This window comes from Actinosynnema sp. ALI-1.44 (assembly GCF_001984155.1).
Lineage (GTDB): Bacteria > Actinomycetota > Actinomycetes > Mycobacteriales > Pseudonocardiaceae > Kibdelosporangium.
The window spans coordinates 44,518-71,506 of the sequence record NZ_MTQO01000053.1; the positions used below are offsets into that span (position 1 = coordinate 44,518).

Sequence of the window (26,989 nt, forward strand, 5' to 3'; positions counted from 1 at the left end):
CGTTGAGCCTCCTTGGAAACTCCGCGCCAGCGGGTGAGGGCGTTCGTGACCAAGACATGTCCATCCGATCCGGGTGCGGCGCGCTGAGCGCGCCGCGCCCGGCTGTATATCGTTGGCTTCCACACACCACGGAGGCGACGTGGAATTCAACGACGACGCTGGTTTGGACACATCGCAGGTCGAGGACATGCGGTCCGGCGGCGGAGGTGGCGGTACCGGCGGCCGGGTGCTGCTCGGCGGCGGTGGGCTCGGCATCGTCGGCCTGATCATCTATTTCGTGATGTCCCAGCTCGGTGGGGTCGGTGGGCTGGACGGCACGTCCGCGAGCGGCATCGGCGACGTCCGCAACGGCGACAAAGTGGACAACGCCAGGCTCTCCGAGCAGTGCCGCACGGGCAAGGACGCCAACACCAACCACGACTGCGCGCTGGTCGCGGTGATCAACTCGATCCAGGGGTACTGGCAGGACGAGTTCGCCAGGTCAGGCCGGACGTACCGGAAGGCGCCGACCAACTTCTTCCAGGGCGGCGTGCGCACCGGCTGCGGCAGCGCGACCTCCGACGTCGGCCCGTTCTACTGCCCCGGCGACTCCGAGGTCTACATCGACCTGGCGTTCTTCAAGCAGCTGCAGACCCAGTTCGGCGCGCAGGGCGGCACGTTCGTCGAGGCGTACGTGCTGGCGCACGAGTACGGCCACCACGTGCAGAACCTGCTGGGCACCTCCGACCGGGTCCGCAGCCGCAAGGGCGCCACGTCGGACGCTGTCCGGCTGGAGTTGCAAGCTGACTGCTACGCGGGCGTCTGGGCGAAGCACGCGACCACGCAGCCGACCGCGAACGGCGGCCAGCCCTTGATCAAGTCGATCAGCGACGACGACATCCGCCGTGCGCTCGACGCGGCGGCCCGCATCGGCGACGACTTCATCCAGCGCGAACTCGGCGGCGGCCGCGTCGACGAGAGCCAGTTCACCCACGGCACGTCGAAGCAGCGCGAGAAGTGGTTCACCACGGGCATCCAGTCGGGCAATCCCGCCAACTGCGACACATTCCGGACCAGCAACCTCGGCTGAAAGCTTCGTGAGTGGTTAGTCCGGTTAGCACCGGACTAACCACTCACGAGGTTTTAGCTGGCTGGGTCGTGGTTGTACGTGGTCGGGGCCGAGAAGGCCTTCGCCGCCATGCGTGCCTGGGCGCGCTTGGGCCTCGGCGGGACGCCGTTGACGTCCTCCGTGCTGATGCCGTAGGCGGCGATCACGTACGAGATCGCGGTGGCCTGCTTGCCCAGCGCCGTGCGGTTGACGTTGTAGAGGTTGTCGCAGGCCTGGTGGTAGCACTTGTCGTATGCCACGTTGGCCTGGCCGCCCCACTTCGCCGCCTGCGCGGCCGTCTTGAGCTTCTCCGCACCGGTGAACGTGCCGCCAGCGGGGATGCCCTGTGCGACGAACTCCGCGTAGTCCGAGCGGGAGTCGAAGTCAGTGCCCTCGGTTTCCACGCCCGCGGCGCGGAAACGGGCCTGCAGCGCCGACTCGATCGCCGCCGAGCCGGTCGGGCCGGGGCCCGCGCCGGTGTTGTCGGAGTTGTCACCGTCGAACACGAAGTAGCCGGCGTTCGGTGAGCCGACCATGTCGAAGTTCAGGTACAGCGCGATGTCCAACTGCTGCTCGAAGGTCAGCGACCGGACGTACTGCGTCGAGCCGACCAGGCCGAACTCCTCGGCGCTCCACCAGCCGAACCGGATGGCGTTGTTGACCTTCGGCGACCCGCCGAGCTGCAGCGCGGTTTCCAGCAGGACGGCCGATCCGCTGCCGTTGTCGTTGATTCCCGGGCCGCCTTCGACGCTGTCGAGGTGCGCACCGGCCACCACGACGTTGTCCTTGCGCCCGGTCTTCGTCTGGGCGAGGACGTTGAAGCTCTTGCGCGGCTCCTCCGTGGCGCGGGCGTTGACGGTCACCGACGCGGGTGGTTTCGCGGCGAGCGCCTCGCCCTCCGCCAGGGTGACACCGACCGTGGGAACCCTGGCGTTGGCCGGGTCGCTGAGCGTTCCGGCCAGCGGCGCGGGGTCGGGAACGTTGTTGTAGATGACCGTGGCGATCGCGCCCGCTTCCGCGGCGATCTGCTGCTTCTGGGCGAACGAGCAGGTGCCGCGCTTGATCAGCGCGATCTTGCCCGTGACGTTGAGGCCCGCGTAGTCGGTTGCCTCGCAGCCGGGCGAGTCGTCGACGGGGACGGGCACGAGCGGCGCTGTCAGACCGCCTGCCGGGGTCGACTTGCTGTACGTGAACATGTGCGTCGGCACCGAGCGGCCGTCCGCGGTCAGCGTCTCGACCTGCGGGACGAAGTAGATGAACGGGAACTCGTGGATCGAGACGTCGAAGCCCGCGGCACGCACCTTGTCGGCGATGTAGTTCGCGGACTGCTGGTGGCCCGCGCTGCTCGCGACCCTGGTGCGGCCGTTGCGGTCGGCAAGGCGCTGGAACGCGATGAGGTGGCGGTGCACACCGTCCACTGAGACGTTGCGTGAGATCTTCTTCGGTAGCGCGTCACCCTGCGCAGCGGCGGTGGCCGGCACGGCGGCGAGCGCGAACCCGACGGTCGCGGTGGCGATGACTGCCGCGAACCGGGTTGTTGCCTTAAGGGGCATGGACATCCCTTCCTGCATGGTGGGCCGTCACCCTCTCCCCGCGCGGGTCCCCGGTCAAGAGTCGCATGCGAATATGGGCATTTTCAGTCCGCGGACGGGTCCAAACCGAGCAAGCCGCGACATCCGTCCAGCCCATCGACCTCGACCGACCACTCGGGACGGACGAACCGCTCCCTCGTCAGCGCCAGCCGGACGTCGATGCCAAGCTTTCCCCTGATAGCGATGCGGTTCGTGCCGTCCTGCCGGTAACCGAGTTTCCTGCTCACGTTGTGTGAGGCCTTGTTGTCACTGAACGCACCCGAGGTCAACAGCTCGGCCCCTAGGTAGTCGAACGCGAACATGACCACGGCGGCGCGCATCTCGGTGCCGTACCCCTTGCCCTGGAACTCCCGGCCCAGCCACGAACCGGTGTGCACCTCGCGCGTGATCGCGAAGTCCTTGCCGGTGGCGCCCTGCATGCCGATCACCCGACCGTCCACTCTGGTCAGGAAGTTGACGGTCCAGTCCGCCGGGCCGAGCATCGCGCGCGTCATCCAGTAGAACTGGATCCATTCCCGCGGGTGCCGGTCGGTCCACGGCACGACGAACGGCATCCGGTCGGGCTCGTGGACACCGCGCTTGGCCACCTCGACGAGCTCGAACAGGCCCGCGTCGTCGTCCGGCCGCAGCTCAAGCCGGGGTGTGCGCAGGACGAGGTCGCGGAGTGGCCATGGATCCATGCCCCGAGCGTATTCACCACGGCGACCGGTTTACCGTGGAGATGTGTATGCAATCGTGGCCCGCGAGCCGGGTGGACCTGAAGTACTGGAATGGACCGAGGTGCCGGACCCCCAGGCCGGGCCGGGCGAGGTGCTGATCGACATCGCGGCGAGTGCCGTGAACCGGGCAGACCTGTTGCAGCGCCAGGGTTTGTACCCGCCGCCGCCGGGCACGCCGAACATCATCGGCCTGGAGTGCTCCGGCACGATCACCGCGCTCGGCGAAGGCGTGACGGACTGGCAGATCGGCGACGAGGTCTGCGCGCTGCTCGCGGGCGGTGGTTACGCCCAGCGCGTCGCGGTACCGGCCGCGCAGGTCCTTCCGTTGCCCGAGGGGGTCGATCTGGTGACCGCGGCCTCGTTGCCCGAGGTCGCGTGCACGGTCTGGTCCAACGTCGTCCAGCACGCGGGCCTGCGGGCCGGCGAGATCCTGCTGGTGCACGGCGGCGCAGGCGGCATCGGCACCCACGCGATCCAGGTCGGCAAGGCGCTCGGCGCCACGGTCGCGGTCACCGCGGGATCCGCCGAACGCCTCGCCCGCTGCACGGAGCTCGGCGCGGACATCGCGATCAACTACAAGTCCGAGGACTTCGTCGAGGTGCTCGGAAAGCGCGGCGCCGACGTGATACTCGACAACATGGGAGCGTCCTATCTGGACAGGAACATGCAGGCGCTCGCCAACGACGGCAGGCTGATGGTGATCGGCTTCCAAGGTGGGCGGAAGGCCGAGCTCGACTTCGCCAAGCTGCTGCCCAAGCGCGGAAGCGTTGCCGCGCTTGGCCTGCGCGGCCGACCGGTGTCCGGAAAGGGCAGCAAGGCCGACGTGGTCGCCGGTGTCCGCGAAGGACTGTGGCCGTTGATCGCCGAGGGCAAGGTCAAGCCGATCGTGCACGAGGTCCGGTCGATGCGGGACGCGTCCGGCGCGCACACCGCGTTGGAGAGCGGCGGCGAGGTCTTCGGCAAGCTGATCCTCACACCCTGACAGCGCACCGGGAACGCTCGCAACGGGCGTTCCCGGTCAGCTAACGGCGCAGGTCGGCGACCGCGTCCACCAGTTGGTCGACCTCGCTCGACGTCGTGTAGTGCGCCAGGCCGACGCGCACCGCGCCACCGACCTCGCTCACCCCCAGTGCCGTGAAGACGCCGCTGGGCACGTCGTCGGCGAACGCGCAGATACCGCTGTCGGCCAGTGCCACGATCGCGTCGGCGGCTTTCATGTCGCCGATCGTGAAGGCCAGAACCGGGATTCGGCGCATCGCGTCGCCGATCACCATCACGTGGCGGATCGCCCGCAGCTCCGAGATCAGCTTGGCCAGCAGCCCGGCCAGGTAGCTCTTGGCCGACCCCATCGAGGTGTGCAGGCGCTCGCGCCTGGTCCCCGTGGCCCCGTCGTCCAGCATGGCCAGGTAGTCGACGGAGGCCACCAGGCCTGCCAGCAGCGGATACGCGTGCGCGCCCAGCTCGAGGCGTTCCGGGCCGCGTGTGCTCGGGTCCAGCGAACTCACCGGCAGGCGGTCGAGCAGCTCGGGGTCGGCGAAGACGAGCGCGCCGACCGCGGGACCGCCCCACGCCGACGCGGACACGGCGATGATGTCGGCACCCATCGCCGCCATGTCCAGCGGCATGTACGGCGCCGCTGCCGAGGCGTCGACCACCAGCAACGCGCCGACGCTGTGCGCGATGTCGGCTATCTTGCGAATGTCCGGTCTCGTACCGACCGCCCCTGACGCCGCCGTGACGGCGACCACTTTCGTGCGGCGGGACATGAGGCTCTCGTACTGCCACGCGGGCAGTTCGCAGGTCTCGATGTCGATCTCGCCCCACCGGATCGCCGCGCCCGGCCGCTGCGCCGCGCGCAGCCACGGGGCGATGTTGGCCTGGTGGTCGAGGCGGGACACCGCCACCTCGTCGCCGATCAGCCAGCCGCTGCCGATCGCCTCGGCCAGCCGCTGCAGCAGTACGGGCACGTTCGGGCCGAGAACCACCCCGGCGGGGTCGCCCCCGACGAGGTCGGCGACCGCCCTGCGGGCGGCGTCCACGATGGCCTCGGCTCGTTGCGACGCCGGGAAGGCGCCACCAGGTCCGGACACGGGTGCGCGCATGGCTGTGGCGACCGCCATGGCCACCTGTTCGGGCACCTGCATGCCGGCGGATGCGTCCAGGTGGACCCAGCCGTCCCCCAGGGCGGGGAACAGCCCACGGATCCGAGCGACGTCGAACGCCATGGCCACACCGTACGGACCGGTCCAAGTGTCACGACCGCTACCCTCGGGTATGAGTCTTCCGGGGGACAAGGACAGCCGCAGGGATGGAACAGATGAGCGAGCCAGGACAGAACGGCAAAGACGACGCGCACCACGTGGTCGTGGTGGGTCCGGACGGTCAGCCGCTCGGCGCCGCCCGCATCCCCGACGGCAGCGAGCAGGGTGAGGCCAGCGCCGAGACCATCGGCGACATGGTCGAGCAGCCCGCGAAGGTGATGCGGATCGGCACCATGATCAAGCAGCTGCTCGAGGAGGTCAGGCAGGCCCCGCTCGACGACGCCAGCCGGACCCGGCTCAAGGAGATCCACGCGTCGTCGATCAAGGAGCTGGAGGAGGGGCTGGCCCCCGAGCTGCGCGAGGAGCTCAACCGGCTGACCCTGCCGTTCACCGACGGCAGCATCCCGTCCGACGCCGAGCTGCGGATCGCGCAGGCCCAGCTGGTCGGCTGGCTGGAGGGCCTGTTCGCGGGCATCCAGACCGCGCTTTTCGCCCAGCAGATGTCCGCACGCGTGCAGCTGGAGCAGATGCGCCGGGGCGCGTTGCCGCCGGGCCTCGGTGAACAACAGCAGCCGCACGACGCCACGCGTGGCCAGTATCTCTGAAAAGCAACTCGCCGGGGACGCCACGCGTCCTCGATGTGTGCGGGGATGGATCAGAACCGTCCTGGTCGCCGGTGTTCTCGTCGTGTTCTCCGGATCACTCTTCGGGCTGTGGAGCTTCAAGGTGATCGGGTACGAGCGGCTCAGCGGCCAGGCAACATACGACATCAACGGGGTCGTCGGGCCGGAGACCGGCTCGACGTGCCCGACCGACAAGCGCTACGTCGACGAGCAGCCCACGGGCCTGCGCGACGACGTGCTGGCGGCGTTCCAGCAGCTCAAAACCGAGGCCAAGAAGCAGAACATCACGATGTGCCTGCAGGACGGCAAGCGGAGCTCACGTCAGCAGCAGGCCCAGTTCGACGACTACGTCAAACGCTTCGGAACGCGTGAACTGGCTCGCAAATACGCGCTGCCGCCGGACGAGTCGATGCACGTGAAAGGCATCGCGGTCGACATCCAGCCGCTCGCGGCGGCCGGGTGGGTGGAGCGATCGGCCGGAAAACACGGCTGGTGCAGGCGATATGAGAACGAACCATGGCACTTCGAGTACAACCCGGACTACCGCAACGGATGCCCGGCACTGCTGCCCCACGCGTAACGGACATACCATGCGTTTCCATGCGCGCCACAGGTGTTCGTCAGCTCGGTGACCGACCGGTCACCGAAGGGGTGAATGGTCGTCGGTACTCTCAACAACCGTGCAAGCGACGAGCACGATCGACCGACCGATGACGGCGGCAGAAAAGCCTCTCGACAACCCCAGCCGGACCTTCCGCCGGGCGTGGCAGGACATCCGCGAGGGGTTCCAGCAACGCGACCTGTGGGGTCACCTCGGCTGGCAGGACATCAAGCAGCGCTACCGCCGCTCGGTGATCGGTCCGCTGTGGATCACCCTGAGCATGGCGGTCACCGCCATCGGTCTCGGCCTGCTGTACTCGACGCTGTTCCAGGCGAACATCGGCACGTTCCTGCCGTACCTGACCGTCGGGTTCATCGTCTGGAACTTCATGCTCGGCTGCGTGACCGAGGGCACCGAGACCTTCATCGCCAACGAGGGTCTGATCAAGCACCTGCCCGCGCCGCTGACGGTGTACGCGTTGCGCACGGTGTGGCGCCTGACCCTGATGATGGCGCACAACCTGCTGGTCTACGCCGTGATCCTGGTGATCTTCTTCGGCGACCTGAGCACCACCGGCTACAAGATCACCGAAGCGGGTCCGGGGCAGCCGGGCCTGGACTGGACCATCGTGCTCGCGGTCCCGGCGTTCTTCCTGATCGCGCTCAACGGCGTGTGGGTGGCGTTGCTCTTCGGCGTCATCTCCACCCGCTACCGCGACATCCCGCAGGTCATCACCGCACTGACCAACCTGGCGTTCTTCGGCACGCCGATCGTGTGGACCACCGACCTGCTGAACAAGATCGCGAGCGGCGGCAGCAGCTGGCGGTCGATCATCATCGAGGTCAACCCCTTCTACCACTTCATCCAGATCCTGCGGGCGCCACTGATCGGCAACGAGCAGAGCTGGCACCACTGGGCGGTCGTCGGTGGCATCACAGTCGTCGGCTGGTTCTTGGCACTCGTGGCGATGCGCAACTACCGCGCACGCGTCCCCTACTGGGTCTGATTGAGGCAGGAGGAGCACATGGTCAGCATCGACGTCTGGAACGCCTCGGTCGACTTCCCGATCTTCGACGCCAAGAGCCGCTCGCTGAAGAAGGCGGTGCTCGGCAAGGTCGGCGGCACGATCGGCACCGAAAGCCGGATTCCGGTGATCGAGGCCCTCAAGGACATCACCCTCTCGCTCAAGGAGGGCGACCGGGTCGCGCTCGTCGGCCACAACGGCGCGGGCAAGTCCACCCTGCTGCGGCTGCTCGCCGGGATCTACGAGCCGATCACCGGTGGCTCGAAGATCGTCGGCAAGATCGCGCCGGTCTTCGACCTCGGCGTCGGTCTCGACCCGGAGATCTCCGGCATCGAGAACATCATGATCCGCGGGCTGTTCCTCGGCATGAGCCGCAAGCAGATGGAGTCGAAGATCGACGACATCGCGGAGTTCAGCGAACTCGGCGACTTCCTGCAGATGCCGCTGCGGGCGTACTCGAGCGGTATGCGCGTACGGCTGGCGCTGGGCATCGTGACCTCGATCGACCCGGAGATCCTGATCCTGGACGAGGGCATCGGCGCGGTGGACGCGGCGTTCATGGACAAGGCCCGCGACCGGATGATCGACCTGGTGAAGCGCTCCGGCCTGCTGGTGTTCGCCTCACACGCGGACGAACTGCTGATGGACCTGTGCGACTCGGCGATCTGGATGGACGGCGGCCGGATGAAGATGCAGGGTTCCCTGCGCGAGGTCCTGACCGCGTACAAGGGCCGCGACCCGTACGAGAACCTCAGTCCTGAGGCGCTGGCCCGCTTCGGCGTCACCGCGGGTGGTGACAAGTGATGGCCACTGGATCCCTGGGGCCCGACTCCGTCGTGGCCGTCGTGGTGACGCGGCACCGGCGTGAGCTGCTGGTCGACTCGCTCAAGATCCTCGGCGCGCAGACCCGCCCGCCGGATCACCTGATCGTGGTCGACAACGGACCGGACCAGCCGGTCGAGGACCTGGTCAAGGCCGCCGCGGTGCCGTCGACCTACCTCGCGTCACACCGCAACCTCGGTGGCGCGGGCGGTTTCGCGCTCGGCATCCTGCACGCGCTCGCGATGGGCGCCGAGTGGGTCTGGCTGGCCGACGACGACGGCCGCCCGGCGGACGAGAACGTGCTCGAGATCCTGATGGGTGAGGCCAAGAAGCGCGGCCTCGCCGAGATCTCCCCCGTCGTGGCGAACATCAACACCCCGGACGCGCTGGCGTTCCCGTTGCGCCGCGGTCTGACGTGGAAGCGCCAGACGTCGGAGCTCGGCACGGACTTCCTGCCCGGCATCGCGTCGCTGTTCAACGGCGCGCTGTTCCGCGCGTCCACTTTGGACGTGGTCGGGGTGCCGGACTACCGGTTGTTCGTCCGCGGCGACGAGGTCGAGGTGCACCGCAGGCTGGTCCGCTCCGGCCTGCCGTTCGGCACGTCGCTGCGCGCGACCTACCTGCACCCGGACGGTTCGGACGAGTTCAAGCCGATGCTCGGCGGCCGGTTCCACGCACAGGACCCGGACAACGAGGTCAAGCGCTACTACACGTACCGCAACCGCGGGTACCTGTTGTCGCGCCCGGGAATGCGCAAGATCGGCGCGCTGGAGGTCCTGCGGTTCGGTCTGTACTTCCTGACCGTCCGCAAGGACCCCAAGGCGTTCGTCCAGTGGCTCAAGCTCGTCCGCCAGGGCCAACGCGAACACTTCTTCCGCTACTGACGCTCTCCAGTCCGAAGACCACGGGTGCGCTGTTGTCGCTCAGAAAAGGCAACAGCTGCACGCCGTCCATTGCGGACGCAAGGGCAAGCAGCACCCCCGCACTGCCCGTAGCGACGTCCATGGACAGCCGGAAGAGGTGCGTACCGGGGAACGCCACATGGCCCTGGTACGCGACCGCGTGCAACGCCAGCCATTCGAGGTGCTGATCGAGGGCCCGTGACGCGAGCGGGTCCGGATCGCGCCGCAGCCCCGCAGCCAGCGCACCGATCAGTCCGGCCCGGCCGAGCATCAGGCCGGGCTGGATCACGAACTCGGCCAGCAGCGCGCGCCGGAGCTTCGGCAGTTCACTCGCCACGGAAGCACCGGGCCACGTGGTCAGCAGCTCCTCCACCGCGATCGCGATGCCCGCACTGCCGACTTCCAGGTACGGCAACGTGTTCTGCCGGTCGCGGACCTGCAGCGAGCCGTCCGGGGTCCTGGCGCACTCCATCAGGTCGCGGCGGATGGCCAGGTCGGCGTGATCCAGCCAGCCTCGGTCGCGTGTGCGCTCGAACAGCCTGAGGAACAGCAGCGCCGGACCGGACCAGCCGTGCATCAGGCCCGCCCGGCCCCGTGCGGGGTTCTCCAGCATGGTCGTCAGCCGGTCACCGAGCTCGATGGCGTGCCACAGGTGCCCGGCGTCCTGCCTGTTCGCCGCGAGGTGCAGCAGGCTGAGGCCGATTCCGGCGAGCCCGGCGCGTAATCCGTGTGCCGTGATCGACGTCAGTTGCGGGTCGACCTTGTCGATCAGCTCGTCGGCGTCGTCGTGGTAGCCGAAGTTGTCCAGGACGTGGATGGCGCCGTGCGCGCCGTCCCAGAATCCCGCTGTCGCGGGCGGCTGCCGTCGCACCGCGTCGATCAGCCACTTCTCGTGCGCCGGGAACCGGCCGAACCCGCAGACCTCCAGCGTGTGCAGCACGCCGGCCGCGCCGTGGCCGAAGCTCGTCCCACCGACGGCGAACTGCTGGATGTCGCCGGGGAACAGGCGGTCCTTGCGGTGTGGTGTGGCGCTGGCCAGCACGCCGTCGGCGATCGACCGGCGCACCGACGTCCAGTTGACCTCGGGCTGGTCGAACGCGATCCGCCTGCGCGCGGACCTGGGCGCACGCGGGCGCAGTTCGGCGAGGACCTCTTCGAGGTACCCCAGCGGGAGGTCGAACCGCTTGCGGACCTGGCGGACGAAGTCGGCGAGCTTGTCCGGCGCCAGGTCGAGCACGGTCGTCATCGGCAGGAACATCCACAGCCGCAGCACGGCGAAGGCGTACCGGTCGACTTCGAAGCCGGTGCGGTCGGCGGGCGCGCGGTAGCCCGGTGTGGCCCCGCTCGGCCTGCGCCGGTCGGCGGCGGGGAACGACAACTCGAAGTCCACGAGGGACACCGAGTCGTCCTCGTCGACGACGATGTTGCGGTCGTTGAGGTCGCCGTGGACCAGTCCGCGCCGGTGCACGTCGGACAGGACGCGTTCGACCCTGGCGAGCAGGGCGAGCACGCGTTCGACGTACCGGCTGCGGTCGGTCTTGGCCTGCTCCCGTTGGGTCAGCGGGTAGTTGCGGGCGAGCCAGCGCGACAGCGGGACGCCGGGCACCGGGCTCAGCAGCAGGACTTCGTTGCCGGACACCGAGATCCGGCCGTGCAGTTCGGGCACGCCGGGGACGCCGGCGAGCCGCAGCAACGTGCGGGCCTCGCGGTCGAGCCGGGTCACCGCGTCGGCGCCGTCCTGGTCGAGCCCGGTGTACGGCCGGGCTTCCTTGAGCACGATCTGGCTGCCGTCAGCCCGCTGATTGGCCAGGTACACACCACCGGCGTTGGTCTGTTGCAGGACCTTGGTGACCTGGTAGCGGGCCGCCTCGCGGGGTTGCTGTGCGTGGAAGTGCTGCTTCAGGAAGGCGGGGATCTCGACCCAGTCGGGTACGCCGGGTGGCTCGGGCACCACCACACCGTCCGGCCGCTGCAACGCCGGGATGCGGGCGCCACGCGCATCGGTGATCATACGTTCGACAAATCCACCAAAACGAATGTAAAGAGGGCCCTCGCGGTACCGCACGTCACCTGGTATATGCGGGGCCCGCAGCCCGGCCAGCCGGGTCGACAAGTCCTCGAGGACGCGTTTCAGAACGTTGTCTCCGACCGGGTAAATCGTGATCAATTTACCGCTTGCCAGCCGATCGGCATACTTCGCGTTACGATTTGCAAAAATTCGCGGCGAGCGCAGGAATTTGAACGGCAACCGCGCCGACACACAGTACGGCCGTACCGCGTCGAGCACGGCGGCGGCATCGGCGCCGGTCGCGGCGACGTGCACCTTCCAGCCCTGCATCGGCAGGTCCACATCCTCGGGGAGGCAGACGTGCCAGTCGCCGCGGTCGAACCGGCGCCAGTCGGCACGGCAACCGGAAAGCGAGCTGACCCAGCTTTCCAGGGTATCGATTCCATAACCATCGGCGTCGTAGAAGTAACGATCCGCGAAACAGAATGCCTCATAACGCAGATCCATGCCGGCAAGCGCCTCCCCGTTCTGATTTCCGCCATTCGCGCCCGAGAAGAAATATTTTCCGCGTGAAACGAACAGCAGGTCGATCCGCCGTTCGAGGGTTCAGCCTGCCAATTAGACGCCTGCACGCACTTCCTACCGTCGAGTATCCGGCAGTGACCTGTCGGAAAATGACGAAAGACACCCGGTTGCCGCTGGTCGCTCCTCCGGATGCCGCATTGATCGACGGTCCGGCACGGACTATCGCCCGCTACACACAGTAGTGGATCTACCGAGAGTGTGTCGCCTGATAAGAGGTTCACTCCAATGACGCTTGACATCGCCGCTAACGTCCTTGACGTGCACCGCATGTTTCCGATAACTCCGCCGCCCGCCGCCTAGGCGGGGCAGGAGCAAGCACACATACCCGCGCGCGGCCACGACGTTCGCGTGCGATGGAACATGCCCTGATCGCCCCGCGGAAGAACATGCCCGTGTTCCTCCTGCGTTGGAGCGTTTTCCTTGTCTACCAAGCTGTTTCTGATCATCGCCGGTGTGCTGTGGGGAACCGGCGGCCTGGCGGGTGCGGTACTGCAGAACCTGACCGGCCTGCACCCGCTGGCCGTCGCGGCCTACCGGCTGCTGCTCGGCGGAGCGATCGCCACCGCCGCACTGGCCGGGCAGATCCGACGAGTCAAGATCACCAAACCGCTGACCCGCAGGCTCATCGCGGCAGGCGCGCTGTTGGCGATCTTCCAAGCAAGCTACTTCGGTGGCGTCGCTATGACTTCGGTCAGCCTCGCCACCCTGGTCACGATCGGCAGCACACCGGTCATGCTCGCGGCGTTCACGGCACTGCGGACCCGCCGCCTGCCCAGCACACGAACGACACTGAGCATCGCGATGGCCGTAATCGGCCTGGCGCTGCTCGCGGGCACACCGTCGACCAGAACACCGGCGGAGACCGTCGTCGGGATCACGATGTGCCTGATCGCGGCGGGCGGCTTCGCGGCCTTCACCGTGATCAACCGAACCCCGGTCCTCCCGGCGGGGCAGACGATCTCACTGGGTCTCCTGATAGGTGGTCTGGTCCTCCTACCGATAGCGCTGCCACTGGGAATGGCGATCCCGCTACGAGCGGACACCCTGCTGACGGCGGCATTCCTGGGAACAATCCCCACAGCGGTCGCCTACGGCTGCTACCTGACCGCACTACGCGGCTCAAACGTGGTGACAGCCGCACTGGCAGCAGTCCTGGAACCCCTGACAGCGACGGTGCTGTCGGTCCTGTTCTTCAACGAATCACTGGGAACAACGGGAGCGGTGGGAGCGGTGCTGCTGGGAATCGCGCTGGTCATGAGCTATTCCGCCGACAGCGGATCCGCTCAGGGTGAACCGGCGTTGCGACCCGGCAAACCCGATGCTGGAGTGAAACCATGAGCGAGCCGAAGAAGAACGCCCTCGTGCTGCACCTCGCGAGCGGTGGGGAACCCCTGGTGTACGCACTGTCGGCAGCGGCCGCCGAAGGCCTGGCAAGCAAGCTCCCGACACTGATGACGTCCGGCGCGGTCGACGCCCCCGACCTGGAAGACGGGACAAAGGTGACTATCAACTTCGCCCACGTGGCCACCGCGCACTTCGACGAACTGCCGCCGTCGTCTCGCGTTTACGGCAGCGCAGCCAAGGGTGGACGCGGCTTCAGGCCGTAGGAACTCGGTGGTCCCGTTGACGCGGTTCGCGCCAACGGGACCACCGGAACCTTCAGAGTTGGTAGAGCCTTGCCCAGTTCTCTCGGCTGGTCAGGTTCGGCATCGCTTCCTTGTACTGCTGCTGGACTGTGTTGCCCTCGGCCATGAACCGGCGGAGGACCGCCGCGCTTTGCTTGCCCAGTCGCATCATCAGGTCGCGGTCGTACTTGCGCAGGCGCACGCCCTCCTGCGACGCGTCGGTCACTGCCACGTTCGCGAACCTTGAGACGTGCCACCAGGTTGCGTCTTCCAGGCTTACCGCGCCGCGTTCCAGCGTGTGCTTGCCCAGCAGCTGGTTGGTGATCTGCTTGAGCAGTTGGACCGGCTTGTTCTTCGGGGACGGGCCCGCCGGGATCAGCGGCAGTTCTCCGTTTCGGAGTTCCGGCACGTCCGCTGGGCTGTGGCGGAAGGTGTCCGGGTATCGGGCTCGTAGCGCTCGGATCTCGGCTACCACCGCCGCGCCGCCGTCTTCCAGTATCCGCGGGCCGACCAGGAAGTCCTCCACCGCTTTCAGCATCGTCGCGGCGAGGCCGTACTGCATCGACAGCAGGTAGCGGGTCAGTTGGGCGGCGATCACGCGGGCGACGCGTTTGGTGTTGAACGGGCTGTGCAGTGCCGCTGTGATCATCGAGTTGCGCAGGTTGAAGTACCTGTGCCAGTCGTCCCAGTCCTTCCACATGAAGTCCGCGTGCCACACCGCCGCTCCGGGCAGCGTCACTGTCGCGAAGCCCGCCGCCTTGGCGCGGTAGCCGTACTCCGCGTCGTCCCACTGGAAGAACACCGGCAGGGGGTAGCCGATCTCCCGCACGATCTCCGTGGGGATCAGGCAGGACCACCAGCCGTTGTAGCCCGCTTCCACCCGCCTTTCCTGGCGGTTGGGCTTTCCCGTCTCCGGGTCGGTGCCGAGCAGGTCCGCGTTGGACAGCGCGCCTTCCGCGACTCGTCCCGCGGCGAGGCCTTCCAGGTCCGCGTACTCCGCGCCGACGTGCAGGTTGTCGGGGTGCAACAGGTTCAGCATCTGGCCACCGACGATCACGGGGTGCGCCGTGCGGTTGGCGAACGCCGTCAGCCTGATCGCGATGTCCGGCTCCAGCAGCACGTCGTCGTCCATGAACAGGACGTTGGCGTGATCCGACTGCTTCGCCGCCTCGAACAGCCCCCTGGTGAAACCGGCCGCGCCGCCGAGGTTGGGCTGCTGGATGTACGTGAGTTTCGCACCGAGTTTCTTGGCGACGTCCGCGAACCTGGGCCGCGAATCCACCGTGTCCGTTCCCTGGTCGGCGACGTAGATCGTGTCCAGGACCGACAACGCCTCCGGGTCGGCGGCGAGCGCCGCCAAGGTGTTCAGGCAGTCGTCGGCGCGGTTGCACGTGCAGATGACCACCGACGTCGGCCGCAACGCCTCCGGGGGCGCGACGGTCCACCGGACCTCGGACACGGTCAGCGTCTCGCCCACGCCGGTCTCGATGTCCAGCCACAGCGCGCCGCCGTCGATGAAACGGTCGAGCTTGGCGGTCAGCGTGACCGGACCGTCCGTGGACACCACCGACGAAGCCACGGTCCGCGACACGCCTTCGTAGTCCGAGGCGTGCACGGTCACACGGCCGACTCCTGCGGCGACCAACTCCACGGCCACCTCGCGCACCACCGTCCAGCGCTGCCAGTAGCTCGCCGGGAAACGGCCGAAGTATGTGTTCATCGACACGACCGACGACGGCTCGACGGTCACGCTGTCGCGCGAACGCGTGGCTGCGCCTGTGCCCACCTGGGCGTAGAGGTCGTCGCTGACCAGGGGCGACGGGCCACCGAACAGCGCGCGTTGGGTCACCAGGCGGGCTGGTCGCGGTGCGCTGCCGTTGGCCTGCGCACGTGCTGTGGTGGTCTTGCCGCGGGCGGGTGCGGTTTTGCCGGGCATCGCGCCTCAGTCCTCCAGGAGGGCTCTACTGCTTGAACACCACGGTCCGCAGCATCACGAAGTTGATCACTGTCGCCGTGCCCTGGGCGATCACCCACGCCACGGTGTGTTCCCACTCGAAGTCGCCGAGCACCTGCAGCATCAGGGCGTTCACACCGACGTTCACGAAGAACGTCACGGTGTAGAGCACCATGAACTTCGCCACTGGCGCGGCACCGCCCGAGACGTTGAAGGTCCAACGCCGGTTGAGCAGGTAGGCGGTGGTGGTACCGAGGACGAAGGATATCGCCTTCGCGAGGTGCACCCACGTGCCCAGCGCGAGCAGGCCCTGGTAGATGCCGTAGTCCACGATCGCGGACAGCCCGCCGACCAGGACGAACCGGCTGATCTGGGTGAGCAGACCCACTTCGCGTGAATCGGTTGGAGAACCAGCGTCCACTGCCGTCACCATGATTTCCTTGCTGCTCGGCGCCCCAAGCAGTGTATGAGTCCGCGCTCGGTAGGCTCGGGCGGGTGGATCCCGAGTTGCGAACGCTGGTCGGTTGGGGGCGTACCGCGCCGAGTACCGCGCGTGTCGTCGTCCCACGGACCGTCGACGAAGTCATCGAGGCGCTGCGGTCCGCCGACGAGCGCGGTGTCATCGCCCGCGGCCTCGGTCGTGCGTACGGCGACCCGGCGCAGAACGCGGGCGGCCTGGTCATCGACGTGACGGGCCTCGACCGCATCCACTCCATCGACGCGGACGCCGCGGTCGTGGACACCGACGCGGGCGTCAGCCTGGACACGCTGATGCGCAGGCTGCTGCCGTTCGGCCTGTGGCTGCCGGTGCTGCCGGGCACGCGGCAGGTCAGCGTCGGCGGCGCGATCGGCGCGGACATCCACGGCAAGGCGCACCACGTGGAAGGCAGCTTCTGCGAGCACGTCGAGTCGATGGACCTGGTGACCGCGGACGGCGAGGTCCACACGCTCACGCAGGACGACGAGCTGTTCTGGGCCACCGCTGGCGGCATGGGCCTGACCGGCGTCGTCGTCCGGGCGAAGCTGCGGCTCAACCGGGTCGAGACGGCGTACTTCAAGGTCGACACCGACCAGATCGACAACCTGGACGAGCTGATGGCCCGCCAGTCGGTCGACGACGAGAAGTACCTCGAGTCGGTGTCGTGGTTCGACTCGACGGTCTCCGGACCGCACCTCGGCCGCGGCATCCTGACCAGGGCGAACCACGCCACGCTCGACGACCTGCCCAAGAAGCTCCGCAAGAACCCGTTGAAGTTCGACGCGCCGCAGCTGCTGACCGTGCCGAACGTCTTCCCGCCGGGAATGCTGAACAAGCTGACCGCGCGGATGTTCTGCGAGCTCTGGTACCGCAAGTCGCCGACGAAGCACGGCGCGATCCAGAACATCACGATGTTCCTGCACCCGTTGGACATCGCCGGTGAGTGGAACCGGGTGTACGGCCCGCGCGGGTTCCTGCAGTACCAGTACGTGATCCCCTTCGGCCACGAGGACGCGGTCAAGCGCAGCGTCGAGCTGATGGTCGAGACCGGTCACGTGTCGGCGCTGAACGTGCTCAAGCGCTTCGGTGAGGGCAACCGCGCGCCGCTGTCGTTCCCCCAACCGGGGTGGACTCTCGCTGTCGACTTGCCGGTCCGGCGCGGACTCGCTGAACTGTGCGCGGAGCTCGACGAGCTCGTGCTGAGCACCGGCGGGCGGTTGTACCTGGCCAAGGAGTCCAGGGCGACGCCGGAGGCGATCCAGCGGATGTACCCCCGGATCGACGAGTGGCGCAAGGTGCGCGCCGAGGTCGACCCGAACGGAATCTTTGTCTCCGACATGGCCAGAAGGTTGAGGCTTACGTGATCGACGCGGTTGGCAGCCCCCAGTCCCTGTTGTTGCTCGGCGGCACCTCCGAGATCGGCCTCGCGGTCGCCGAGCGCTACGCCCGTGCCCGCAAGTCGATGCGGGTCACGCTGGCAGGTCGCCCGTCGGACCGGCTGGACGCGGCCGCGGCGCGGCTGCGTGACCTGGGTGCGACGGTCACGACGTTGCCGTTCGACGCGCGGCAGCCGGACACCCACACCGAGGTGATCGAGAAGGCGTTCGCGGACGGCGACATCGACGTCACGCTCGTGGCGTTCGGTGTGCTCGGCGACCAGGAGGAAGCCTGGACGAACGTCGACGTGGCCCGTGAACTCGCCGAGATCAACTACGTGGCCGCGGTGACCGTCGGCGTACCGCTGGCCGAGCGTCTGCGCAAGCAGGGCCACGGCTCGCTCGTCGCGTTGTCGTCCGCCGCCGGGGAGCGGGCACGCCGGTCGAACTTCGTGTACGGCTCGACCAAGGCCGGTTTCGACGCGTTCTACACGGGCCTGACGTACGCGCTGAAGGAGCATGGCGTGACCGTGACGGTCGTGCGTCCCGGTTTCGTGCGCACGAAGATGACCGTGGGCATGAAGCCCGCGCCGCTGTCGCAGACGGCCGACCAGGTGGCTGAAGTCGTCGTCAACGCCGTGCGCACGCGACGTGAGCAGGTCTGGGCGCCTGCGGTGTTCCGGGGCGTGATGTCGATCCTGCGGCACGTGCCGCGGCCGATCTTCCGCAAGCTGCCCTTCTAGGAGATTCCCCCAGCGAGCCGGTCGAAGGCACGGTTGACCGCGACGATGTGATCAGCCGTGACCTCGACCGCGGTGCTCCCTGCGAGCATGCGCGCTACCCCCTGCGCGAAGACCGCTTGGAACGCCCCCATGATCACGGCAGCGGTCACGTCCGGCGATGGGTCGTCGCTGGTCTCGGCGATCACCTTGGCCAGGCACGCCGTCAGTTCGTCCATTCCCTCACGCGCCCGCGACCGCAGCGCGGCCGAGTCCAGCACCGTGCGCCAGAAGGCGACGAACCTGTCCTGGAACCCACCGAGCGGGTGCCCCTCTTCGGCCTGGCGCACGAACAGGCGCCGCATGGCCCGCACAGGTGACTCGTCCGGCGCACGGTCGCGGACGGCGGCGGTAAGCAGCTCCATGGCCTGCGGTCCGCGGTCGAAGAAGATGTCCTCCTTGCGCGGGAAGTAGTTGAAGACTGTCACCTTCGACACGTCCGCCGCCTCGGCGATCTCGGCGATGGAGACGTTGTCGAACCCGCGTGTCACGAACATCAGCGTCGCCACGTCGGCGATGCGCTGGCGTGTTTCCGCCTTCTTCCGTTCCCGCAAGGACGTCACGACCGGAAAATATACTCGACAAAATTTTGAGTCGGGTAAGTTTTCGGCATGACCTACGACGTGATCATCTCCGGAGCCGGGCCGTGCGGCCTGATGCTCGCCTGTGAACTGCGGCTTCGCGGCGTCAACGTGCTGGTCGTCGAGCGCCTCGCGGAACCCGACATGACGATCAAGGCCGGTGCGATCAACATCCCGACCGCCGAGGCCTTCTACCGGCGCGGGCTGCTGCCCCACCTGACGGCCGCGCAGGAGGAGTCGCTGTCGATGTTCCGCAGCACCCTGCCCAAGAACGCGGGCAAGGTGCGTACCCCACCGAAGTTCGCGGGTCACTTCGCGGCACTCTGGCTGGACAGCGAGAACTTCGACCACGACGACCCGGCGTTTCACGGCCGCGGGCCTGCTGGGGAGATCGGCTTCGTCGTCCAGCAGCAGGTCGAGGCGATCCTCGGCGCCTGGGCGAACGACCTGGGGGTCGAGATCCGGCGAGGCGTGACGCTGACCGGCTTCGACGCCGACGACGCGGGCGTCACCGTGCACGCCGGCGACCAGGTGTTCCGCGGGGACTGGCTCGTCGGCTGCGACGGTGGCCGCAGCACGGTGCGCAAGCTGGCAGGCTTCGACTTCCCCGGCACAGACCCGGAGATCACCGGCCACCAGGCGATCGTGACGATGGCGGGCCACGAAGGACTCAGCCGCGGCTGGAACACGACGCCGACCGGGATCTACGCCTTCGGCCCGCAGCCGGGCCGCATCCTCACCGTGGAGTTCGACGGCCCACCGGTGGACCGCGACGCGGAGATCACCGTGGAAGAACTGGAGAACAGCATCCGCGCGGTGTCCGGTGTGGACGTCCGAATCACCGGGATCCAGTCGGCGACCAGGTTCACCGACAACGCGAGGCAGGCGAACACGTACCGGATCGGGCGCGTCCTCGTGGCGGGCGACGCGGCCCACGTGCACTCCCCGTTCGGCGGCCAGGGACTGAACCTGAGCGTCGGTGACGCGATGAACCTCGGCTGGAAACTCGCCGCGACGATCAACGGCTGGGCCCCGGAAACCCTGCTGGACACATACACGACGGAACGCCACCCGCTGGGCGAATGGGTACTGGACTGGACCCGCGCACAGATCGCGTTGATGCGACTGGACGGACACGCCCGGGCACTGCGCAAGGTGATCAAGGAAGTGATCGCGACGAAGGACGCGACGACGTACTTCGCCAAGAAGATCTCCGGCGTCTGGCACCACTACGACCTGCCCGGCGACCACCCGCTGATCGGCCGCAGCGCCTCGGACCTCGCCCTGGCCGACGGAACAGCACTGGCCGACCACCTGCACGACGGCCGCGGACTGCTGCTCGACCTCGGCGACCTCCCCAGCCACGCGGTCGTACCGGCTGACCGGTTGAACGTCGTCAGCACGAAGTGCGCCGACGAACCGGACTTGCCCGGCCTGCTCGTCCGACCGGACGGCGTCGTGGCGTGGGCCGGTGGCGACGGGCTGGACGGCGCGCTGCGGACCTGGTTCGGGGCTTAGTGGTCACGACCACTTAGACGTAGACCGCCAACGCCAGCGACGCGACCCACGCGACGCCGAGGACCTGCAGCACGCGGTCCTTCAGGGCGATGTCCTCCGGTGCGCCGGCTGTTCCGCCGTCCACGTCGACCGCGTAGCGCAGCACGGCGATGACGAACGGGACCATCGACACCGACGACCAGGCCGAGTCGTGGTGGTCCTGCCGGATCTCGAACGCCCACAGGCCGTAGGTCATGATCACGACCGCCGCCGACGTGGCCCAGACGAACCGCAGGTAGCTGGCCGAGTACTTGGCCAGTGACGCCCTGATCTTCGCCCCGGTCTTCTCGTACAGCGTGATCTCGGCGTAGCGCTTGCCGGACACCATGAACAGCGAGCCGAACGCCGTCACCAGCAGGAACCACGGCGACAACGGGATGCCCGCCGCCGCACCGCCCGCGATGGCGCGCATCAGGAAGCCGGAGGCCACGATGCACAGGTCGATCACGGTCTGGTGCTTCAGGCCGAAGCAGTAGCCGAGCTGGACGATCTCGTAGACGCCGATCACCACGGCCAGCTGCCAGCTGGCCACGAACGAGACACCCAACGCGCCCGCGAACAGCACGACCGAGATGGCCCACGCGAGCTTGGTCGGCACGACACCGGCCGCGATCGGCCGGTTGCGCTTCTTCGGGTGCTGCCGGTCGGCCTCGACGTCCAGCGTGTCGTTGACGAAGTAGACCGCCGACGCCGCGAGGCAGAACGCGACGAACGCGATCCCGGCGTCCGCGAGGACCGCCGCCTCGGTCAGCCGCGACGCCGTGAACGGCGCCGCGAGCACCAGGATGTTCTTGATCCACTGCCGTGGTCGCGCGGTCCTGATCAGACCGGCGACCAGGCCCATCGGCGCCTTGGCGGCGGCCTGGTCAGTCGCCTCGTCCACTTTGCCGCTCATGGCGTCCCTTTCGACCGTTCAGCTTGCGGCGCACGATCCCGCCGATCGCCGCCCCGAGCACTGAACCGGCCACCACGTCCGACGGGTAGTGCACTCCGAGCACCATCCTCGACACAAGCATCGGTGGAACCAGCACGGTTGATAGCCGCCTGCCGGTCAGTCCCCCGTACAGAACAGCCGCGGCGGTCGTCGAGGTTGCGTGTGCCGACGGAAAACTCAGTTTCGACGGCGTGCCGACGTGCACCTTGACGGTGTCGTGGTCCGGCCTCGTCCGCTTGACGACGCGCTTGACCACGACCGAAGCGGCGTGTGCGGCGAACACGGCACTGGTCGCCACCAGCCAGTCCTTGCGGCGCTCGCGGTCGACGACGGCACCGACCGCGCCGACCGCGAGCCAGCCGAGGCTGTGCTCACCGAAGAACGACATCCCGCGGGAGGCCTTGATCACCGCGGGAGTCGCGATCGCGCCCTGCACCGAGGCCAGGACGGCGATCTCCTTCGCCGAATCAGGCATCAAACGACCCGTCGAGGGGCGCGCCCGTGGTCAGGTGCGGGGCGACCTTGTTGTCGAAGGTGCTCAGCGCCGCGCCGATGGCCATGTGCATGTCCAGGTACTTGTAGGTGCCGAGACGGCCGCCGAAGATCACGTTGCGGTCCTTGGCCTCACCCTTGATGAGCTCGCGGTAGCTCTCCAGCATGGCGCGGTTCTCGGGGGTGTTGATCGGGTAGTACGGCTCGTCGTCCTCCTTGGCGAACCGCGCGTACTCCCGCACGATGACCGTCTTGTCGGTGGGGTAGTTCCGCTCCGGGTGGAAGTGGCGGAACTCCAGGATCCGGGTGAACGGCACGTCCTCGTCGGCGTAGTTCATCACCGAGGTGCCCTGGAAGTCACCCGTGGTCGAGACGACCTCCTGCTCCAGGTCGACCGTGCGCCAGCCAAGACGGCCCTCGGAGTAGTTGAAGTAGCGGTCGATCGGACCGGTGTACACGGTCGGGGTGCCCGCCGGGATCTGGTCGCGGACCTCGAAGTAGTCCACGTTCAGCCGAACCTCGATGTTCGGGTGCTCGGCCATCTTCTCCAGCCACGCCGTGTAGCCGTTCTTCGGCAGACCCTCGTAGGTGTCGTTGAAGTACCGGTTGTCGTAGTTGTAGCGGACCGGCAGGCGCGTGATGATGCCCGCGTCGAGGTCCTTCGGGTCCGTCTGCCACTGCTTGGCGGTGTACCCCTTGATGAACGCCTCGTAAAGCTTGCGGCCGATCAGCGAGATCGCCTTCTCCTCGAGGTTCTGCACGTCCTTCGCGTCGATCTCGGACGCCTGCTCGGCGATCAGCTGGCGCGCCTCGTCCGGGGTGAACGCCCGGCCGAAGAACTGGTTGATCATCGCGAGGTTCATCGGCATCGGGTACACCTGGCCCTGGTGGCTGGTGTACACGCGGTGCTTGTAGTCGGTGAACTCGGTGAACTGCGTGACGTAGTCCCACACCCGCTTGTTGGACGTGTGGAACAGATGCGCGCCGTACTTGTGGACCTCGATGCCGGTTTCCGGCTCGGCCTCCGAGTACGCGTTGCCACCGATGTGCGACCGGCGCTCGAGCACCAGCACCCGCTTGTTCAGCTTCGTCGCGGTCTGCTCAGCGACCGTGAGACCGAAGAATCCGGCACCGACGATTACCAGGTCATAGCCATCGAAGTTCACGGGCGCTGAGGGTACCGACCCGACCGCGGCCATGTTCGACCAGCCCCTTTAACCGAGGAGGAACGCCTGCGCAAGCATTGTGCCAAGGCGTGTCGTCTCGCGGGTGGCCCCTGGCGGCCCGCCGTGGACAACGGCTCCCCGCCCGTCGTCCGGCTGATCGCCAGGGGCGTTGCCCCCAAAGCCCCCTCCGGTTGTGCCCCGCCGGCACACCACAGGAGACGCTCCGCGCGGAGGAGCGGTTCCGCGATGTCACTCGAATGGAGCAGCGTCGCCAGGTCGCCCGAAATCAACGCCGAGAAGATCAACGCAGGGCGGGCAGCACCTCGGCGGCGATGTCCTCGACCATCTTCTCCGAGCCCGCGAAGATGCCGTCGTGCCGTGGCCACGGCACCGTCACGTCGGTGAAGCCGAGCTCGTCCGCCCGGCCGAGCACGTCACGGAAGTGCTCGACGCTGGTCAGCACGTACTCGGGCGCCGCGTCCAGGTTCAGGTAGCGGTCGACCGTCGCCAGGTTGCGGCCCGCCTCCTCGGCGACCCCGGCGAAACGCTTGGACGCCTCGGCCACCGACGCCCACCACGAGCCCATGCTTTCGCGGTCGGTGCCCGTGGTCGCCCAGCCCGTGCCGTACCGGGCCGCCACGCTCATCGCCTTGGGGCCGTTCGCGGCCACCACGAACGGCATACGCGGCTTCTGCACGCAGCCCGGGTACGACCGGGCGTCGACGGCCTCGTAGTACTCACCGCGCCACGTGGTCCGGTCCTGGCGCAGCAGCAGGTCAAGCAGTTCGACGAACTCCGCGAAGCGCGCGGCCCGGCTGCGCGGCGGGGGCGTGCCCATCACGGTCGTGTCGTACCCGCCGCCACCTGCGCCGACACCGAGGATGAACCGGCCGTCCGACACGTCGTCGACCGCTGTGAGCTCACGGGCGAACGGCACCGGATGCCGGAAGTTGGGGGAGGCGACCCACGTCCCGAGGCGGAGGTTCGTGGTGACCATCGCCGCCGCGGTCAGCGTGGGGATGGCACCGAACCACGGCCCGTCCACCAGGGTGCGCCAGCCGAGGTGGTCGAAGGTCCAGGCGTGGTCGAAGCCGTATTCCTCCGCGGCGCGCCATTTCGGCTCTGCTGCCCACCAACGGTGTTCGGGGAGGATCTCGATACCAACTCGCACGATGATCGACCGTAGCGCTTTCGGCTATCCGTCGCCCAGCTTACGGCCATTTGGACGCTCAAGAGACAGCGATCACAAGCCGTCGCCGAACCGCCTGCGTCAGGCAGGATTGACGGTGTGGAGAAACCCCTGCTGATCGCCTCGGACGTGGACGGGACCCTGCTCGACGTGACCGAGCGGATCACCGACAGAACCGCTGCCGTCGTCAACCGCGCGATCGCGGCGGGAACGCCGTTCCTCCTGGTCAGCGGCCGTCCGCCGCGCTGGATTCCACCCATCGCCGAGCAGGCGGACCTGACCGGGTACGCGGTCTGCGCGAACGGCGCCGTGCTCTACGACATCGGCGCGGACCGCGTGCTGTCCGCGCATACTCTCGACCCGGTCCTGCTGCACGACGTCGCGAAGGTGCTCGACGAAGTGCTGCCCGGAGCCGCGCTGGCGTCCGAACGGCACAACCCGAACGGCACGCTCGACTCGTTCGTCGGCGAGCACGCCTACATCAGCCCGTGGGGCGACGCGGACAAGCTCGCCAAGCCGCGTGCCGAGGTGCTGGGCCACCCCGCGGTGAAGCTGTTGGTCCGGCACCCGAGCATGACCAGCGAGCAGATGGCCGCCGCGACGGTGCCGCTGCTCGACGACAGCGTGACGTTGACGTTCTCCACCAGCCGCGGCCTGCTGGAGATCTCGAAGATCGGCGTGACCAAGGCGACCGGCCTTGCCGACGCCGCCGAGCTGTTCGGCGTCGGGCAGGCCGGTGTGATCGCGTTCGGAGACATGCCCAACGACATCCCGATGCTGTCCTGGGCCGGTCACGGCGTCGCGATGAGCAACGGGCACCCGTCTGTGTTCGCTGTCGCCGACGAGGTCACCGCGCCCAACTCCGAGGACGGCGTCGCGCAGGTGCTGGAACGCTGGTTCTAGCCTGATCTTGCGGTCAGCAGGGCACGTAGACGAACCTGGGGTCCTTCGTCAGCGCCTCCAGTAGCTGCGGTGCCTTCTCTCGGCGCAGGTAAACGAACGCCCACTGGTCGTCGACCTGGAAGTTGGCCAGCTGGTAATCCTTGGCGAACACTTCCGCGGGCGCGCACACCATGGCCTTGAGGAAGCCGCGGCCGTCGGTGACCATCACGTCCGGTTTGCGCACGTTGACCATGTAGTCGTCGTCGTACGCCTGGTGGCCGACGAGTCCCTCGGGGTTGCGCTTGCCCTTGCGGGCGATGTGTTCGTCGGTGAGGCCCAGTTGGTCGACGACCATGCGGTCGTTGCCCGCCTCGAAGGTGAGCGCGCCGTTGGCGAACGTGGACATCACCGCGCCGGGCGGCAGGCTGCGGCCGAGCCAGGCGCCGGTGTCGGCCAGCTGCTTGATCGTCTTGTCCCAGGCGAGGAACGCGGGGCGCATCTTCGGGTGGGTCGCCGAGACCGCGATCGACAGCAGGGCGAGGCTCACGGCGACGACCGCTCCCGCCTTCGGCAGCCCGCCGCGTTCCCACTCGGAGGTGGTCGCCCGCGACAGGGCCCACGACGCCGCGATTCCCACCGCCAGCAGCGGGATCGCGGAGGCGAAGAACCGGAATCCCGGCATCCAGTCGCCGCCTGCCAGCACGAAGAACGCGATGTACGCACCGGCGAGGCCGAACACCAGCCAGATGACCGCGCGTGCCTCGTCGTGCTCGGTGTTGCGGCGTGTGGCCAGCTCGTACAAGGCCACCGGGATCAGCAGGAGCAGCGCCTGGGTGGCGCCGACGAACCCGAGCAGGTAGTCCCAGCCGCTGGCGAACAGCACGTCGAAGCCGACGCCGGACTTGGCTGCCATCGCGTTCGGCAGCAGGTGCCCGTAGTAGACGACGCGCCAGATGGTCCACGGCACAGCCAGCACGAACGCGCCGGCCAGGTAGAGCAGCGCCGCGCGCCAGGTGTCCCGGCCCCGGATGGCGCGCCAGATCAGCCAGACCCCGAGCAGCGCCGCGAGCAGCGCGCCGTCCGGCCTGGTCATCGTGGCCAGCGCGATCAGGACACCGGCCCACAGCGGCCGTTTCGTCCAGACCATCAGCAGGACGAGCAGAACCAGCAGGACGAACAGCGGCGTCTCCAGGCCGCTCGGGCCGTACCCGGCGAAGCTGCCGGACGCGGCGATCACGGTCCCGGCGAGCAGACCGGCCGACGCGCTGCCGCTGACCCGCCGCACGAGCACGTAGGCCACGAACACCGCGGCGAGCGCGCACAGCACGCCGAGCACCGCGGCCACCGCGACGATGTCGATTCCGGGAACGATCACCTTCGGCAGGGCGACCAGGATTACCCAGAGGAAGTTGGAGTACCCCTCGACTTTCTCGCCGACGTTGAAAACCATTCCGTTGCCGTCGGCCAACTGCGCCGAGTAACGCAGGCTGATGTAGGCGTCCTCCGCCACCACGCTGTACATCAGCATGTGGGCGAGTGCCAACGCGAGTATGGCCCCGAGGGCCAAGGTTCTGAGTCTCGGGTTGCGTTCGAAGGACGACCAGCCCACCACCAGACCGACGGTGAGCACGGCCCATACCAGGATGACTACAGCAAGCACGACGGAAACCCCCATCATTGGCCTGACCACGGGTAAACGCCCCGCCGCACCATCCGATACCGGTCCCCGCCGCGTGAGCGTCAAGCCAGATC

General features: G+C 67.9%; 25 protein-coding genes. 13 read left to right on the top strand and 12 right to left on the bottom strand.

The features are described 5' to 3' along the window. The first annotated feature begins 139 nt into the window (after nucleotides 1–139). Nucleotides 140–1,069: a KPN_02809 family neutral zinc metallopeptidase gene (gene ypfJ, locus ALI144C_RS42115; RefSeq protein WP_076992892.1), complete on the top strand. Its 930-nt coding sequence runs from the start codon at nucleotides 140–142 to the stop codon at nucleotides 1,067–1,069. A 53-nt stretch (nucleotides 1,070–1,122) separates the two neighbouring features. On the opposite strand, the gene ALI144C_RS42120 is transcribed toward ypfJ, so the two are convergent. Then, the gene (locus tag ALI144C_RS42120) at nucleotides 1,123–2,646 is read right to left on the bottom strand and encodes a M28 family peptidase (RefSeq protein WP_441297598.1); all 1,524 of its coding nucleotides are present in this window, start codon (nucleotides 2,644–2,646) and stop codon (nucleotides 1,123–1,125) included. Between the two features lie 77 nt (nucleotides 2,647–2,723). Further along, nucleotides 2,724–3,359: a GNAT family N-acetyltransferase gene (locus ALI144C_RS42125; protein ID WP_076992893.1), complete on the bottom strand. Its 636-nt coding sequence runs from the start codon at nucleotides 3,357–3,359 to the stop codon at nucleotides 2,724–2,726. 43 nt (nucleotides 3,360–3,402) lie between these two features. Between ALI144C_RS42125 and ALI144C_RS42130 the strand changes: the two genes are divergently transcribed. Beyond that, the gene (locus ALI144C_RS42130; RefSeq protein WP_076992894.1) at nucleotides 3,403–4,380 is read left to right on the top strand and encodes an NAD(P)H-quinone oxidoreductase; all 978 of its coding nucleotides are present in this window, start codon (nucleotides 3,403–3,405) and stop codon (nucleotides 4,378–4,380) included. Between the two features lie 40 nt (nucleotides 4,381–4,420). On the opposite strand, the gene ALI144C_RS42135 is transcribed toward ALI144C_RS42130, so the two are convergent. Continuing rightward, nucleotides 4,421–5,623, bottom strand: coding sequence for a cysteine desulfurase-like protein (locus ALI144C_RS42135; RefSeq protein WP_076992895.1), 1,203 nt, complete (start codon nucleotides 5,621–5,623; stop codon nucleotides 4,421–4,423). A gap of 92 nt (nucleotides 5,624–5,715) precedes the next feature. Here ALI144C_RS42135 and ALI144C_RS42140 point away from each other — a divergent pair, with 92 nt between their 5' ends. From ALI144C_RS42140 to glfT1, 5 genes are all read left to right on the top strand, one after another. Continuing rightward, complete coding sequence (locus tag ALI144C_RS42140; protein WP_076993674.1) at nucleotides 5,716–6,264, top strand: bacterial proteasome activator family protein; 549 nt, start codon at nucleotides 5,716–5,718, stop codon at nucleotides 6,262–6,264. Nucleotides 6,265–6,301: 37 nt separating this feature from the next. After that, nucleotides 6,302–6,862, top strand: a complete 561-nt coding sequence (locus ALI144C_RS42145; protein ID WP_143231192.1) for a D-alanyl-D-alanine carboxypeptidase family protein — start codon at nucleotides 6,302–6,304, stop codon at nucleotides 6,860–6,862. A gap of 130 nt (nucleotides 6,863–6,992) precedes the next feature. Further along, nucleotides 6,993–7,889 (top strand): galactan export ABC transporter permease subunit Wzm/RfbD, encoded by an 897-nt coding sequence (wzm, locus tag ALI144C_RS42150; protein ID WP_076993676.1) that lies wholly within the window; start codon nucleotides 6,993–6,995, stop codon nucleotides 7,887–7,889. An 18-nt stretch (nucleotides 7,890–7,907) separates the two neighbouring features. Beyond that, complete coding sequence (wzt, locus tag ALI144C_RS42155) at nucleotides 7,908–8,711, top strand: galactan export ABC transporter ATP-binding subunit Wzt/RfbE (RefSeq protein ID WP_076992896.1); 804 nt, start codon at nucleotides 7,908–7,910, stop codon at nucleotides 8,709–8,711. Continuing rightward, complete coding sequence (gene glfT1 / locus ALI144C_RS42160) at nucleotides 8,711–9,613, top strand: galactofuranosyltransferase GlfT1 (protein ID WP_076992897.1); 903 nt, start codon at nucleotides 8,711–8,713, stop codon at nucleotides 9,611–9,613. The genes wzt and glfT1 overlap by 1 nt, the downstream gene beginning before the upstream one ends. On the opposite strand, the gene lanKC is transcribed toward glfT1, so the two are convergent. Further along, nucleotides 9,567–12,146 carry a class III lanthionine synthetase LanKC gene (lanKC, locus tag ALI144C_RS42165; protein WP_076992898.1) on the bottom strand — a complete coding sequence of 860 codons (2,580 nt, stop codon included), beginning with the start codon at nucleotides 12,144–12,146 and terminating at the stop codon, nucleotides 9,567–9,569. The genes glfT1 and lanKC overlap by 47 nt on opposite strands. A 498-nt stretch (nucleotides 12,147–12,644) precedes the next feature. On the opposite strand from lanKC, the gene ALI144C_RS42170 reads away from it, so the two are divergent. Together ALI144C_RS42170 and ALI144C_RS42175 are read left to right on the top strand one after the other, a co-directional pair. Continuing rightward, a complete protein-coding gene (locus ALI144C_RS42170) occupies nucleotides 12,645–13,562 on the top strand; it encodes a DMT family transporter (RefSeq protein WP_076992899.1) in 918 nt (305 codons plus the stop codon). Beyond that, nucleotides 13,559–13,831 (top strand): hypothetical protein, encoded by a 273-nt coding sequence (locus ALI144C_RS42175; protein ID WP_076992900.1) that lies wholly within the window; start codon nucleotides 13,559–13,561, stop codon nucleotides 13,829–13,831. The genes ALI144C_RS42170 and ALI144C_RS42175 overlap by 4 nt, the downstream gene beginning before the upstream one ends. Before the next feature lie 52 nt (nucleotides 13,832–13,883). Here ALI144C_RS42175 and ALI144C_RS42180 read toward each other — a convergent pair whose 3' ends face one another. After that, complete coding sequence (locus ALI144C_RS42180; protein ID WP_076992901.1) at nucleotides 13,884–15,785, bottom strand: glycosyltransferase; 1,902 nt, start codon at nucleotides 15,783–15,785, stop codon at nucleotides 13,884–13,886. Nucleotides 15,786–15,810: 25 nt separating this feature from the next. Then, the gene (locus tag ALI144C_RS42185) at nucleotides 15,811–16,236 is read right to left on the bottom strand and encodes a GtrA family protein (protein WP_076992902.1); all 426 of its coding nucleotides are present in this window, start codon (nucleotides 16,234–16,236) and stop codon (nucleotides 15,811–15,813) included. A gap of 62 nt (nucleotides 16,237–16,298) precedes the next feature. Here ALI144C_RS42185 and ALI144C_RS42190 point away from each other — a divergent pair, with 62 nt between their 5' ends. Further along, the gene (locus tag ALI144C_RS42190) at nucleotides 16,299–17,645 is read left to right on the top strand and encodes an FAD-binding oxidoreductase (RefSeq protein ID WP_083753977.1); all 1,347 of its coding nucleotides are present in this window, start codon (nucleotides 16,299–16,301) and stop codon (nucleotides 17,643–17,645) included. Then, entirely contained in the window at nucleotides 17,642–18,400 is a 759-nt protein-coding gene (locus ALI144C_RS42195; protein ID WP_076992904.1) for a decaprenylphospho-beta-D-erythro-pentofuranosid-2-ulose 2-reductase, read from the top strand. The genes ALI144C_RS42190 and ALI144C_RS42195 overlap by 4 nt, the downstream gene beginning before the upstream one ends. On the opposite strand, the gene ALI144C_RS42200 is transcribed toward ALI144C_RS42195, so the two are convergent. Continuing rightward, nucleotides 18,397–18,999: a TetR/AcrR family transcriptional regulator gene (locus tag ALI144C_RS42200; RefSeq protein WP_237774583.1), complete on the bottom strand. Its 603-nt coding sequence runs from the start codon at nucleotides 18,997–18,999 to the stop codon at nucleotides 18,397–18,399. The genes ALI144C_RS42195 and ALI144C_RS42200 overlap by 4 nt on opposite strands. 48 nt (nucleotides 19,000–19,047) lie before the next feature. On the opposite strand from ALI144C_RS42200, the gene ALI144C_RS42205 reads away from it, so the two are divergent. Then, nucleotides 19,048–20,535, top strand: coding sequence for an FAD-dependent monooxygenase (locus tag ALI144C_RS42205; protein ID WP_076992905.1), 1,488 nt, complete (start codon nucleotides 19,048–19,050; stop codon nucleotides 20,533–20,535). Nucleotides 20,536–20,548: 13 nt separating this feature from the next. Here the strand turns inward: ALI144C_RS42205 and ALI144C_RS42210 are convergent, their stop codons facing one another. The 4 genes from ALI144C_RS42210 to ALI144C_RS42225 form a co-directional block, all read right to left on the bottom strand. After that, nucleotides 20,549–21,418 (bottom strand): decaprenyl-phosphate phosphoribosyltransferase, encoded by an 870-nt coding sequence (locus ALI144C_RS42210; protein WP_441297608.1) that lies wholly within the window; start codon nucleotides 21,416–21,418, stop codon nucleotides 20,549–20,551. A gap of 22 nt (nucleotides 21,419–21,440) precedes the next feature. After that, the gene (locus ALI144C_RS42215; protein ID WP_076992907.1) at nucleotides 21,441–21,983 is read right to left on the bottom strand and encodes a phosphatase PAP2 family protein; all 543 of its coding nucleotides are present in this window, start codon (nucleotides 21,981–21,983) and stop codon (nucleotides 21,441–21,443) included. After that, complete coding sequence (glf, locus tag ALI144C_RS42220; protein WP_237774584.1) at nucleotides 21,976–23,166, bottom strand: UDP-galactopyranose mutase; 1,191 nt, start codon at nucleotides 23,164–23,166, stop codon at nucleotides 21,976–21,978. Before glf ends, ALI144C_RS42215 begins: the two co-directional genes overlap by 8 nt. A 301-nt stretch (nucleotides 23,167–23,467) precedes the next feature. Next, on the bottom strand, nucleotides 23,468–24,337 hold the full coding sequence (locus tag ALI144C_RS42225; RefSeq protein ID WP_076992909.1) for an LLM class flavin-dependent oxidoreductase: 870 nt from the start codon (nucleotides 24,335–24,337) through the stop codon (nucleotides 23,468–23,470). 117 nt (nucleotides 24,338–24,454) lie between these two features. On the opposite strand from ALI144C_RS42225, the gene ALI144C_RS42230 reads away from it, so the two are divergent. After that, nucleotides 24,455–25,258: a Cof-type HAD-IIB family hydrolase gene (locus ALI144C_RS42230; protein WP_076992910.1), complete on the top strand. Its 804-nt coding sequence runs from the start codon at nucleotides 24,455–24,457 to the stop codon at nucleotides 25,256–25,258. A 13-nt stretch (nucleotides 25,259–25,271) separates the two neighbouring features. On the opposite strand, the gene ALI144C_RS42235 is transcribed toward ALI144C_RS42230, so the two are convergent. Further along, on the bottom strand, nucleotides 25,272–26,897 hold the full coding sequence (locus ALI144C_RS42235; RefSeq protein ID WP_168211489.1) for a glycosyltransferase family 39 protein: 1,626 nt from the start codon (nucleotides 26,895–26,897) through the stop codon (nucleotides 25,272–25,274). Nucleotides 26,898–26,989 lie beyond the last annotated feature (92 nt).